A 13732-nucleotide genomic window follows, 5' to 3' on the forward strand; every position below is an offset into this window, starting at 1 on the left:
CACAACGCGCCTGTGCGCCTTATTGCCCGAATCCGGCTTAGGTCGGTTACTGGAACCAGCGGGAAGTCGCCCGGCATGTCCCCATTCAGGCAGACGGCGGGGAAACGAATGCGGCTGCTACTCGCTCTGGGTGGCATCAGCGGGTGCCTGACGATATCCGGAAGTGAACCCCCATCGGTGACATGGAATTTCGACGGGAGCAGTGATTGGTATGGCAACGGTTGACTACGACGTGGTCGTGGTCGGTGGAGGCCCAGGGGGCAGTACGACGGCCACACTCACCGCGTTGGACGGACACCGGGTTCTCCTCCTGGAGAAGGAGACCTTCCCGCGCTACCAGATCGGCGAGTCACTTCTGCCGTCCACCATCCATGGGATCTTCCCGCTGCTCGGCGTGAGTGAGGAGGTCGAGAAGGCCGGCTTCACGCGCAAACGCGGCGGTACGTTCCGTTGGGGAGCCAGCCCCAACCCCTGGACCTTCGCCTTCAGTTCGTCACCCCGGCTGGCCGAGTTCGGTTCCTTCGCCTACCAGGTGGAGCGCACGAAGTTCGATCAGATGCTGCTGGACAACGCGGTCCGGGTCGGCGTCGAGGTACACCAGGGAGCACGCGTGTCCGCAGTGCTCCGCGACGGCGAACGGGTGGCCGGGGTGCGCTACACCGATGTGGGCGGCGTCGAGCGCGAGGCCACCGCGACGTACGTGGTGGATGCTTCGGGCAATGGCAGTCGGCTGCACAACGAGGTCGGTGGCTCCCGTGACTACTCGGAGTTCTTCCTCAACGTAGCCGCATTCGGCTACTTCGAAGGCGGGGGGCGGCTGCCCGAGCCCAACTCCGGCAACATCCTGTCGGCCGCGTTCGACAGGGGCTGGTTCTGGTACATCCCACTGACCGATCAACTCACCAGCGTCGGCGCCGTGGTGAGGCGCGAGGAGGCCGCAAGCATCCAGGGGGACCCCGAGGCCGCGCTGCTCTCCCTGATCGATGAGTGCCCCATCGTCCGTGACCTGCTCGGTGACGCCAAGCGGTGCCAGCGGGAACCGTACGACAAGGTACGGGTGCGCCGGGACTACTCCTACGACCGGGAGAAGATGTGGTGTCCGGGCATGGTCCTGGTCGGCGACGCCGCCTGCTTCATCGACCCGGTCTTTTCCTCCGGCGTCCACCTGGCGACCTACAGCGCAGTCCAAGCGGCCCGGTCCATCAACAGCGTGCTGGCGGGGGTCGCGGACGAGTCGCGGTGCTTCGAGGAGTTCCAGACGCGCTACCACCACGAGTTCGCCCTGTTCCGGGACTTCTTGATCTCCTTCTACAAGATGAACGTGGTCGAGGACTCCTACTTCTGGGAGGCCAAGAAGGTGATCGACCACGACGGGACCGCCCTGGAGGCGTTCGTCGAGCTGGTCGGTGGAGTCGCCTCCGAGATCGACTTCTCCCGGACCGGGTATCCCGAGGAGGCCGCGCCGACCCCCGTTCCGGTCGAGGTGTTCGACGCCCTGGCCATCGGCATGCAGTCGGGCATCAAGGAGATGCGCGGGGATGCTTCCGCCCGCCTTGAGAAGCCCGCCTCCGGCGCCCTCATCGCCTCGTCGAACGGTCGGCGCTGGGAGATCGCGCCGTGACGCGGGTCGGCGCCCGCCGTGGGGCGGGCGCCGGCCGCACGTCGCTCGCCTGCCAGCACGTGTGGAGGTGTTCTACCCATGTCGGAGGGCCGTGACGGGCCGCGGTACCAGCGCGGGTTCGCCACCCTGTGCTCCCTCGTCGGCGAGGAGCGCACCAACGGATTCATCGAGGAGCTCGACCGGACATCTCCGGCGCTGACGGAGCAGGTCGTTTGTCTCCTGTACGGCCAACTCCACCACCGTCAGGACCTGGAACCCGCCACGCGCGAGCTGGTGACGCTGGCGGTGATGGCGACCCTGGGCGGCTGCGAACCCCAGGTGCGCCAGCACGTCACGCTCGCGCTGAAATGCGGCGCCTCCCCCGTGGCGATCACCGGCGTCTTCCTCCAGGTCGCAGCGCACGCCGGCATCCCCCGTGCGCTGAATGCCGTCGCGGTGGCCCACGACGTCTTCGAAGCACTGGCCCTACTTCCACTCGGCACAGCCGAAACATCGAGTTGAGGTGCACTGATGAGTACGAGCCGGACGGCGTTGCTCTTCCCGGGCCAGGGGGCCTATCTCCCCGGCGTTCTGCGGGCGGCAGCCCAGGTCCCCGAGGTCCGCGCCATCCTTGACGCGGTCGAGTCCGTCGGCGTCCCTGTGGGCGGCTTCACCGCCTCGGCACTTCTGACGGAGCCTGACGCACCGTCGGCCGACGTGCTGGCCGGGCAGTCCCCGGAAAGCCTCGACCTGGCCATCCTCGCCATGGACCTCGCGGCCCAAGCGATCCTCGGCGAACTTGGTGTGCGCGCCGACGTGCTGGCAGGCCACAGCTTCGGCGAGCTGGCCGCGGTCACCGTCGCGGGCGCACTGACGGTGAGGGACGCCGCCCGGTTCGTACGCCTGCGCTGGTCCGTCTTCGGCGAGGTGCCCGGTCCCTCGGGGACGATGTGCCTCGTGGCGGTGGACCGTCGCCGCGCGGACCACCTGGTGGGGCTGGCTGACGACCCGGATCTGGCCGTCGCGGTGACCAACGGCCCCGAGGAATGCGTGATCTCCGGACCCGCCACAGCGCTCGTGGGCGTGGAGAACGTTGCGCAGGCTCTCGGTGTGCGGGCGGCGCGGGTGCCCGCGGCACGCCCCTTCCACAACCCCGCCTTCGCGGCGACCGGCAGGTTGTTGGCGCAGCGCACCGCGCTCCTGCCCGTCGAGCCGCCCTGTACGCCCGTCTACTCCGCGATCCTGAACCGTTATCTGACGACGCGGGACGACGTGCACGAGTTGTTCGCCTGTCACCTCGTTCAGCCGGTGGACTTCTACGAGGGGCTGCGAAGGCTGCATCACTACGGGACACGGCACTTTGTGGAGGCCGGGGCGCGCGGCATCCTGACACGCCTGGCGCACTCCGCTCTGCCGCCGGGCATCACCACAGTCGCTCCGTTCGACCGAAGGCGCAGCCGGGAGGAGCTGGCCGGGCTGTTCGGCGATTCGGCTGCGCAGCCGGAGACCGTCGGCGCCGCGGACAGGAGCTGGCCGCCTGATCGTACCGATTCCGAGCCGGTCAGTGAGCCAGCCGACGCCCCGGCGGCGACCGCCCCTGAGGCTCCCGCCGTCACCACTGACAACGGCGGTCAGGCACTGCCTTCCGTGGACCAGTTGGCCGCGGAGTTGCGGACCACGTACGCCGAGTTCCTGGGCTTCCCGACGGAGATGCTGACCGACAGCGTGGACCTCGAAGCGGATCTGGGCGTGGACTCCATCAAACAGGTCACGCTTTTCAGCAAGCTGGCGAAGCGGTACGAGTTGGACGCGGCGGGATTGGATGTGCGTGTGACGTCGTACACGACCCTGCCCGCCATCGCGAACCTTCTGCACAAGTTGGCGTCCAACGGTTCCAAGGCGAGGTGAGCACGGTGGATTCGGCCTTCAGTGGACGGGTCGCCCTGGTCACCGGCGGGAGCAAAGGCATCGGCCGGGTGACTTCGCGGGCCCTCGCGGCCCGGGGTGCCCATGTGATCGTCAACTACTTCCACTCGGCGGACGCGGCGCGGGCCACCGTGGACGAGATCGTCCGGCTCGGCGGCTCGGCGGAAGCACTGCGCGCCTCGGTCGCCAAACCGGACGACGTCACGGAGCTGTTCGCCAGGATCCAGTCCGCACACGGAGGTTTGGACGTCCTGGTGAACAACGCCGCCAGGGGGACTCTCGCACCGATGGATACGTTGCGGGAGGAGGACTGGACACGCGCGATGGCCGTCAATCTCGACGGATCCAGGCGCTGTGCCCAGGCCGCCGCGCCCCTCATGGCAGCGCGCGGCAAAGGCGCCATCGTGAACGTGTCGTCCATCGGCGGCGGCTTCGTACTCGGCAACTACGCGACAGTGGGCGTGAGCAAGGGAGCGCTCGAAGCGCTGACCCGCTATCTCGCCGTCGAGTTCGCCTCCCTGGGGATCCGGGTGAACACCGCTTCGGCCGGGCCGGTGGACGGGGCGACCGTCCGCCTGTTTCCCGATGCCGACGCGTTTCAGGAGGTGGTGGTGGCGGCGACCCCGCTGGGTCGGTTGGCCACCGAGGCCGATCTGGCGGAGCTTGTCCTGTTTCTCGCCGACGACCGATCCGGATTCATCACCGGCCAGACGATCCTCGCCGACGGTGGCCTCTCGTTGAGCCATGCGGCCCTGTCACCGCCGACGGCCGCTCGGGCCCTCGCCGCGCCGCATCCCCGCCGCGCACCTGCCGCGCCGAGCCCCGGCCACCGCACCTCGACCTCGACCTCGACCTCGACCTCGACCGAGGGTGAAGGCTTCAACGAAGCGGTAGCCGTGGTGGGTATGGGGGTGAAGGTGCCGGGCGCCGATGGCACCGAAGAGTTCTGGGAACTGCTGCACCACCCGAAGCCCGCGTTCACCGAGCCAGGCGACCGCTACGACTTGGAGAACTTCTGGTCCAGCGCGCCGCACGCGCCGGACAAGTCCTACTCACGCGTGGCCGGCTTCATCCACGGCCCCCAGCACGCCCCGGGGGCCGCCGACCGGGCCACACCGGCATCGGCCTGGCTGCACGACTGCCTCAACCAAGCACGTACGGGCGTGCGCCTCAGCGACGCCGACCGGGTCGGCGTGTACGTCGGCGCATGGCCCGGAGGAAGCCAGGGGCTGGCCGAATCCCTGGTGGTGCGGGGGGCCGTCCAAGCAGTTACCGACGAGGTGGGCGCCGCAGCCGCGGCGGAGATCCAGGAAACCCTGCGGGAGCACTATCGCTACGCCGTGACGGACATGCGGCTCGCGCTCCCGGACGCCATCGTCCAGGACGCCGTCACCAACACCGTGCCCGATCCGGTCGAGGCGGTCGTGGTGGACACGGCCTGCGCATCGGCCCTGTACGCGGTGGACCTGGGCGCGACGGCGCTTCTCGACGGCGCCTGCGACATCGCCTTCTGCGGCGGCGTGGAGGTGTTCACACCGGTCGTCGGCTCCTTGTTCTCCCAGCTGCGCGGTCTGTCGCCGAGCGGACGGGTGAAGTCGATGGACGCGGACGCCGACGGGACGCTGTTCAGCGACGGTGCGGGCCTGGTGGCGCTGAAGCTCCTGTCGCGGGCCCAGGCCGACGGCGACCGGGTACTCGGGGTCCTTGCCGGGTTCGGCGCGGCGTCCGACGGCCGCGGCAAGGCGATCCACGCGCCCAACCCCGAAGGACAGCGCAGGTGTCTGCGCCGGGCTTACGAAGTCAACGGTCTCTCGCTCCAGCAGACCGACTGGGTGCTTGCGCACGCGACCGGAACCCGTGTCGGTGATCGAATCGAGCTGCGCATGCTGAACGATCTCAGCCCGGAGAAGGGGGTCCTGTGCACGGCGAACAAGACGGTCGTCGGTCACACCGGCTGGGCGGCGGGAGCCGTCTCCATGGTCCACGCGCTGCTGGCCCTGGAACACGAACACATTCCGGCCCAGCCGGACTTCGGGCAACTTCCCCAAGGCATCGACTCCGCAGCAATCCGAGTCCCCGACCGTGAGGCCCCCTTCCCCGCTGAGGAGACGACGCCCCGCACCGTCGGCCTCTCCGCGTTCGGCTTCGGCGGCACCAACGCCCATCTGCTCGTCCAGGACCTGCCGCCACACGCCGCCCGCCCACCCCGTACCGCGCCCGCCGTGCGACCGGACGAGATCGTGCTCGTCGGGTGGAGTGCCCACCTGCCGGGCGAGCCCGACCATGAGGCCGTCGCCCGCTGGCTGCGCTCCGAGGGCCAGCCGCCGGACCGGTCGTTCGGCAGGCCCTATCCGCTGCCCGACCTGACCCGCGTCCGCCTGCCCGCCACGACGCTGCGCGCCATCGACCCGACCCAGGTGATGGCGATCGAGGTGGCCGCCCGGTTCGCCGAGGAACATGGCAAGCCTTGGGCGGCGATCGCCGAACAGACCGGCGTGTTCGTCGCGCACACCGGAGCTCTCCGTGCACTGACCGAAGCGACACTGCGCTGCTACCTGGACGACCTTGCCGTAACCCTCGGTCGGCGGGCCGAGCACGCACAGGCCGCGGCCGCCATCGGCCGCTGGTCCAAGACGGTCCGCGCGGCCACGCCGGAGCCGACCGAGGACACTCAGGCCGGGGTCATGAGCAACGTGATCGCTTCCCGCGTCGCCGCGCACCTCGACCTGCGCGGCACGGCCATGACCATCGACGCCGGCCCGGACAGCGCCCGCGCCGCGTTGACCGTGGCCCGCCGCCAACTGCAGTCCGGCAGGCTGAAATTGGCGTTGGTCCTCACCTGTTGCGCCGACCCCGCCAGCGAGCTCCTGGGCGGCCACGGCACCAGCGCCCAGCCTGCGGAAGGGGCGTTCCTGCTGGCCGTCACCACGCGCGAGCAGGCGGACGCGCAGGGCTGGACTGTGCTGGCGGCGGTCGACACCGACCGCCCGCACGAGGCGGCGGACACGGACGAAGGGCTACGGGGCGCCGAGCACTTCGCCGGTGCCAAGGCCACGCTGCGCCTGCTCGCCGACTCCGTGAAGGCCCGCCCTGCCGCTCCGCCGGACGGCCACGGGCTGACCATCCCTCACTCTCGTACGCTGAGGATCACCGCTTGCCCACGGCCCGGCGATCCGTCCGAGGCCGTCCCACCCGGTGGCTTCGTCCTGCTCGGTCCGGGAACGCACGCCACGACGATGACCACCGCACTCGAGCGAGCGGGAGCGGTCGTCGCGTGCGGCGCTGCCGAAGCACCCGCCGACGCGGTGCGGATCGACGACGCCGACGAGTCCCGCACCGCGCCGCGGCTGCGCGCCCTGACACAGCGCTGCCGCCCGGACCTCACCGTATTCACCGGCTTCGCCGAGGTGTCGGGGGCGCGTGTACCCGAGCCGGATCCGGCACTGCTGCGGCTCCACGACGTGATGTTTCTGGCCACGCGCGCCCTGTGGCCACGATGGGACGCCAGCGGGGGCATGACCGTAGTGGGCGGCGGCTGTCGTCCTGCCGACAGCGACCCTCACGCCGCCCTGTTCACCGGTTTCGTCCGCGCGCTGGCCTGGGAGCGCCCCGCGGCCTCAGTGGGCGCCCTGCTCACCGAAGCCCCCGTGGGAGACCCGCGGATGCTGGGGTGGCTGGCCGCCGAACGACGGGCCGTCGAGCGCCCGCCCGTCGCGTACTACTTGGACGGAACGCGTTACGTGGAGGCTCTGACCGAGACTGAACCGCCTGTCGTCGGTGATGTGTTGCCGCTCACCGCAGACTCCACCGTGGTGGTGGCCGGCGGCACGAGCGGGATCGTGAACGCTCTGCTGCACGACATCGGGGAGCAGGTCACCCCCCGGCTGTGGCTGCTTGGCCGCAGTCCGCTGGACCAGGAGAGCGCCGAACCGGTCGCCGCCGCGGGACGCGCGGAGCTTCTGCTGGACCTGCGGCGACGCCACCCCGAGGCCCCCGTACGTGAACTGGTCGCCAGGGCAGACCAGACGCTCGCCGCCCAGGCCCGGAGGGCCGCCCTGCGGCGGCTGGGGAAGCCGTACGGCGCAGACCGCGTCACCTATCTTCCCTGCGACGTGCGCGATCCCCAGGCGGTTCGTGACGCGGCAGCCGCGATCCGTCGGCACACCGACCGGATCGATCTGGTCATCCACGCGGCGGGGCTGCCCGGCGGAGCACTCATCGAACACCGGTCCCTCGAATCGTTCCGCGCCGTTCGGGACACCAAGGTCCTCGGCTACCACCATCTGAAGGAGGCGTTCGCGCAGGACGACCCCGCACTGTGGTGCAACATCGGGTCCGTCCTCGGCTCCGCCTTCGGCCTTCCCGGCGAGGCCGACTACTGCGCGGGCAACGAGTTCCTGGCGTGGTGCGCCACCCGGTCCGGCTCGCCCGGAGGCGAGTTCACAGCGGCCTTCCCGCTGTGGGCCCAGGCGGGAGCCTTCAGCGCCGGCCAGCTCAACGGCAGCGCCACCCTCACCGCCGTGCCGACCGCCGAAACCGCCCGGCAGTTCCGGCGCGAGCTCCAGGCTGCCGCCGCCCGGCGCGGCGGTACCCGGCCCTATCTCGGGAAGCTGGAACTGCGCCGAGCGGTCGCGGAGCACACCGGCCACCACCGCGACGCCCTGTCGAAGGGCCCGCGCCGCGCGTACCTGAACCGGTCCGAAGCCATGTGTGAAGAACCCGCTACCTGGAAACTGAGCCTGGACCGGGACACTGACGGATACCTGTGGCACCACACGGTGGACGGCAAACCCACCCTGCCCGGCACGTTCCTCCTGGAGATCGCCGCCGAAGCGGCCTGCCACCTGCTTCCCGGAAGGGTCGTGCGGGCCCTCCTCGACAGTGACTTCACCGCGTTCGTCCGGCCGTTCACCGGAAGTCACCCGCGCCACCTGCTCGTACGCGCCGAACAGCTGCGCGGCGGCCCTTCGCGGCACGGCGGCGACACCGTACTGGTCACCATCGACTCGGCGCCCGACACAGACCGGGCGGCGCCCTCCCGGCGACACCTCAGCACCACGATCCTGCTCAACGCGCCAGAGGAACCCCGGCTGCCCGATCCCTTCCGCCCGGCGGAGACGGTCGGCCCCCTGGTCCCGGACCCCTACGAGAGCCCGGACTCTTCCGTCGCGCTCTCCGGCGTCTTCCGCAACGTCCAGGAGCCCCGCGCCACCCCCACCAACGCACGGGCCGTCTGGGCGCCCCGCCTCGGTGACACCCCTCTCCTCAGAGAATTCACCCTGCCCGCCGTGCTGTTGGACGCCACACTGCGGACCGGCGCGCTCCTGGCGGATCCGGCGGCGCCCCCCATCGCGCCGGTGCCGCGTGCCGTCGGGAGGGTCGCCCTGTTCACCACGGGCAACGACGCGGACATCGCCGAGCGCTACGGCAACGTGATCACTCTGCACCACGGAGCGGACGGCACCTCCCGGGCCTGCACGCCTGACGGCAACGTCCTGCTTGAGATCTCGAACACGAACATGACGGTGCCTTCATGACCACATCATCTACTGACTCAACAGGCCGGGACTTGCCCACGGACGGGTCCACCGGCCCCGCCGACCTGCGATCTGCCGCCGATCAACTGGCTTGCCAGCGTGCAGAGATCCTGGCGGGACCCACCGGACGCGGCGACGACTGGCAACACGAACGGGGCAAACTCACCGCGCGGGAACGGATCGACCTCCTCCTCGACGAGGGCACCTTCACCGAGATCGAGCCGTTTCGGCGCCATCGGTCGTCCGGCTTCGGCATGGAGCACAATCGCCCCCGCACCGATGGCGTCGTCACGGGATGGGGGACCGTCCACGGCCGCACGGTCTTCTGCTACGCGCACGACTTCCGGATGTTCGGCGGCTCGCTCGGTGAGGCGCACGCCGAGAAGATCCACAAACTCATCGATCTCGCGGTGCGTACGGGCGCCCCGCTCGTCAGCATCAACGACGGCGCCGGTGCGCGGATCCAGGAAGGGGTGACCGCGCTGGCCGGGTACGGCGGGATCTTCCGTCGTAACGCGGCGGCATCCGGAGTGATCCCCCAGATCAGCGTCATCGTGGGGCCGTGCGCCGGGGGCGCCGCGTACGCCCCAGCCCTCACCGATTTCGTCTTCATGGTCCGCGGCTGCGGCCAGATGTACATCACCGGACCGGACGTGATCGCGGCGGTCACCGGGGAGAAGGTCACCCACGAGGCCCTCGGTGGTGCCGACGCGCATGCGGAACGCTCCGGAGCCGCCGCCTTCGTCCACGACGACGAGGAGTCCTGCTTCCAGGACGTTCGCTACCTCCTGGCACTCCTGCCCGCCAACAACCGGGAGATGCCGCCGTCCGTCACACCGGCCGATCCGCCCGACCGGCGGACCCCGGGCCTGCTCGACCTCGTACCGGTCGACGCGTCGAAGCCCTACGACATGCGCGAGGTCGTCACCGAAACCGTCGACGACGGGGAGTTCCTGGAAGTCCACGAACGGTGGGCGACCAACGTGGTCTGCACCCTCGCACGACTCGGCGGGCGGCCCGTCGGCATCGTGGCCAGCCAGCCCCTGGGCCTTGCAGGCGTCCTTGACATCCACGCGAGCGAGAAGGCAGCCCGGTTCGTCTCCACTTGCGACGCGTTCAACATCCCGCTCGACGTACCCGGCTTCCTGCCCGGAGTCGAACAGGAACACGGCGGCATCATCCGGCACGGCGCCAAGCTGCTCTACGCCTACTGCAACGCCACCGTGCCCCGCCTCCAGGTCATCCTTCGCAAAGCCTACGGAGGCGCCTACATCGTGATGGACTCCCGCTCCATCGGCTGCGATGTCTCCTTCGCCTGGCCCACCAACGAGATCGCCGTGATGGGCGCCGAGGCGGCCGCGGAGATCGTCTTCCGGCGTGAGATCCACACCGCCGACGACCCCGCTCTCGTCCGGGAACAGAGGATCAAGGAGTACCGCGGAGAGCTCATGCATCCGGCTTACGCGGCAGAGCGCGGCCTCGTCGATGACCTGATCGACCCCGCACAGACCCGTTCCACACTCATCAGGGCGCTGAACATGCTCCGCGACAAGCAGCCGCTGCTGCCGACCTGCAAACACGGAAACCCACCGACATGACCACCTCGGACAAGCACCTGCCGCCCACCATCACCATCACACGCGGCCGACCGGCCCCTGACGACCTCGCCGCAGTCCTGACCGTGCTGGCTCACATCGCACAGCACGGTGCCGGCGACCTCCCGGGCGCGGAGGCAGCCCCTCTGGGCAGCAACACCCCCTGGCACATCGAGCACCCCGCCAACACCCCTGCGAAACAAGGATGGTTCTCATGGCACCCTCACCCTTCACCCTCGAGGGCAAGCGCGCCCTGGTGACCGGCGCCTCCCGCGGCATCGGCCGGGCGATCGCGATCGCCTACGCCGAGTGCGGCGCCGACGTCGCCCTGATCGCCCGCGACACCGACGCGCTCAAGGAGGTGTCCGCGCAGATCCAGCAGCTGTCGCGGACAGCCCTGGTCGTACCCTGCGACCTGAGCGACCCCGAGCAGATCCGGCAGGCCGTCGCCACCACACTGGACCAGTTCACCGAGCTCAACATCGTGGTCAACAACGCGGGCGAACTCGGTCACGCGGGCCCGTTCACCGAGTTGTTGGACGAGGACTGGACCACCGGCTTCCGGGTTAACTTCGAGTCGGTCGTCCGCATGTGCCGCGCCGTGGCCCCGCACATGCTCGACCGCGGCAGCGGCAGCATCGTCAACATGTCCTCCGTCGCCGGCCTTGCGGGCGTCCCGATGCTCTCGACCTACGCCGCCGCCAAGGCCGCGACCATCTCCCTCAGCCGCACGCTGGCCGCGGAATGGGCCGCTCGCGGCGTACGTGTGAACGCGCTGACACCCGGCTGGGTCGCAACCGACATGACCCAGCAGTTCACCGCGCACCCGGAGGTCGGACCGGGGCTGCTACGGGCCGTGCCCGGCGGCCGGTTCGGCACCCCCGAGGACGTGACCGGCGCCGCCGTGTACCTGGCGAGCGACGCAGCCGGCATGGTCACCGGCGAGTGCCTCACCCTCGACGGAGCCATGACCGCCTATCACGGCGGCTCCACCATGATCGACCTCCTCTCACTGGGCCGTATCAAGGTCTGAGCCACGGAGGCTGCGCACCGTGAGGTCACCTGCCACACACCCGGAACTGGTCCTGGGGTCGGTCGTCGTCGGACTCGCCATGATGCTGCTGACCGGGTTGCTCCTGAGCCGGCTCGCACGCAAGGTGGGTTTGCCGACTGTGATCGGCGAAATCACCGCGGGCATCGTGCTGGGCCCCAGCCTGCTCGGCCTGCTGCCGGGCCATGTGGAATCGGTGGTCTTCCCCGTCGAGGTACGCCCCTATCTGTCCGCGGTGGCCCAGGTCGGCCTGCTGCTGTTCATGTTTCTGATCGGCTGGCGGACCGATCCGAGGCTGTTCGGTGCTACCGCGCGGCGGGCCACTGCCGTCTCGCTGTCGGCCGTCGCCGTGTCCTTCGGGTGCGGAGTGAGCCTTGCGGCCCTGCTGTACTCCCGACACTCCGAAGTCGGGGGCCATCACGTGCGGTTCGGGGTGTTCTCCCTGTTCCTGGGAACCGCGCTGGCGATCACGGCCTTCCCCGTTCTCGCGCGGATCCTCGCGGAGAAGCGACTGACGCGTACTCAGGTCGGTGTGACCGCGCTGACCGCGGCGGCCATGGACGATGTTCTGGCCTGGTGTCTGCTGGCACTGTGCGCCGCCCTGGTGACCGCACACAGTCCGGCGGAGGTCGGCCGGATACTGCTGCTGTCCGCCTTCTACCTCCTCACCCTTGCCCTGGTGGCACGGCCCCTGCTGACCGCCTTCGTCACCCGGAGGACGGAACGACATCCCGGGGAACTGCTGGCAGTGGTCGCCGCAGGGGTCTTCCTGTCCTCGTACGCCACCACGTGGATCGGCATCCACGCCATCTTCGGAGCCTTCGCCTTCGGAGTGGTGATGCCCCGAGAGCCGGCCGACGCACTGCGGACGTCGGTGCTCCAGCCCCTCGACCACATCAGTCAGTTCCTGCTTCCCGCCTTCTTCATCGTCACGGGCTTCGGGGTGGACATCGGGGGACTCTGCGTCCACGGATGGCTCGAGCTGACAGCTGTGATCGGCTTGGCCTGCGCGGGCAAGGTGATCGGCACCCTGATACCGGCGCGGGCATCACGTCTGACGTGGGCCGACACGAGAACGCTCTGCCTATTGATGAACACCCGTGGCCTGACCGAGATCGTGGTGCTGAACACTGGAGTGGCCCTCAAGGTCATCGACCAACAGGTCTTTACTATGGGCGTCTTGATGGCTTTGGTCACCACCGCACTCAGCGGGCTCGTCAAAGCATCTCCGGCAAGGGAACCCCATGGCTCTCTCTCCCCGTGCACCCGCGCCTCCGCAGCCGGACCTGATCGGCATCCGACCACAACAGAGTGAACTCTCGCGATCAGCTGAGGAGTCGTCACAGACCTTCCGGCGGTGCGCCCAGAACCCGCTTCGATCTCCCGATATGCAGGGGAAGTCAGTTGCGCCGCATGCACGCCGCGCGTGGCAGGGCCACTCGGAAGGCGTGCGTGCGGCGGGGTCCCCACACTCGCAGAGAGAACCGATGAACCGCAGCGTGCTCGTGGAAACGTTTTCCCATTCACTGGAGGTAACAGGGGCCCTGGTGGCCCGCTCCTGGGTACATCCGGAGCGGGGGCGCGTCGACTGCCCAGCGCATCCGCTCCTTGTCGCCGCCATGGCGCGAGCCGACATCCCCGTCCGGACCGCAGCGTTGACCGCGGACGATCTGGACGGGAAGGTGCCTGGCTCCGGCGGCCTGGTCTGCGCGGTGTCCTACCGGGACCCGCACGGCATGACACGAGGGATGGCGATCGCAGCACACACATCGTGCCCCCGGGCTCTGGCACACGCGCGCGAGCAGATCGCAGCCTGGCGGGCAGTCCTGCGCACCCGTAGAGCCCTGCTCCTCTCCCCGCCACCGCACCCCGTCGGCGGCTCCGTGGAATCTCACGAGCAACTGGGCTCCCTGCCGCACCAGTCACCTCCTGGTGCTACTTCGATCGCATGGCGTGCCTGCGGCTGCGCACCGCAGAGTTCCTGCCCCGCCGTGGACAACGCGGTTCGCGCGGTACGGGACTT

8 protein-coding genes are annotated in these 13732 nt (G+C 69.6%); all 8 read left to right on the forward strand.

Translation table 11 applies throughout. The annotated features are described in order from the left end of the window. Positions 1-211: 211 nt before the first annotated feature. Complete coding sequence (locus tag ACQB60_RS35200) at positions 212-1621, forward strand: tryptophan 7-halogenase (RefSeq protein WP_496930176.1); 1410 nt, start codon at positions 212-214, stop codon at positions 1619-1621. 78 nt (positions 1622-1699) lie between these two features. Beyond that, complete coding sequence (locus tag ACQB60_RS35205) at positions 1700-2122, forward strand: carboxymuconolactone decarboxylase family protein (RefSeq protein WP_496930177.1); 423 nt, start codon at positions 1700-1702, stop codon at positions 2120-2122. Positions 2123-2131: 9 nt separating this feature from the next. Beyond that, positions 2132-3508, forward strand: coding sequence for an acyltransferase domain-containing protein (locus ACQB60_RS35210; protein WP_496930178.1), 1377 nt, complete (start codon positions 2132-2134; stop codon positions 3506-3508). Next, a complete protein-coding gene (locus ACQB60_RS35215; RefSeq protein WP_496930179.1) occupies positions 3505-9063 on the forward strand; it encodes an SDR family oxidoreductase in 5559 nt (1852 codons plus the stop codon). The genes ACQB60_RS35210 and ACQB60_RS35215 overlap by 4 nt, the downstream gene beginning before the upstream one ends. Further along, the gene (locus tag ACQB60_RS35220; RefSeq protein WP_496930180.1) at positions 9060-10661 is read left to right on the forward strand and encodes an acyl-CoA carboxylase subunit beta; all 1602 of its coding nucleotides are present in this window, start codon (positions 9060-9062) and stop codon (positions 10659-10661) included. Before ACQB60_RS35215 ends, ACQB60_RS35220 begins: the two co-directional genes overlap by 4 nt. Further along, positions 10658-10918: an acyl-CoA carboxylase epsilon subunit gene (locus ACQB60_RS35225; RefSeq protein ID WP_496930181.1), complete on the forward strand. Its 261-nt coding sequence runs from the start codon at positions 10658-10660 to the stop codon at positions 10916-10918. Before ACQB60_RS35220 ends, ACQB60_RS35225 begins: the two co-directional genes overlap by 4 nt. After that, positions 10873-11691, forward strand: a complete 819-nt coding sequence (locus ACQB60_RS35230) for an SDR family NAD(P)-dependent oxidoreductase (protein WP_496930182.1) — start codon at positions 10873-10875, stop codon at positions 11689-11691. Before ACQB60_RS35225 ends, ACQB60_RS35230 begins: the two co-directional genes overlap by 46 nt. 79 nt (positions 11692-11770) lie before the next feature. Then, a complete protein-coding gene (locus tag ACQB60_RS35235) occupies positions 11771-13024 on the forward strand; it encodes a cation:proton antiporter domain-containing protein (RefSeq protein ID WP_496930183.1) in 1254 nt (417 codons plus the stop codon). Positions 13025-13732: the final 708 nt, after the last annotated feature.

Origin of the sequence: Streptomyces odontotermitis, from assembly GCF_050510915.1 — a bacterium.
GTDB lineage: Bacteria > Actinomycetota > Actinomycetes > Streptomycetales > Streptomycetaceae > Streptomyces.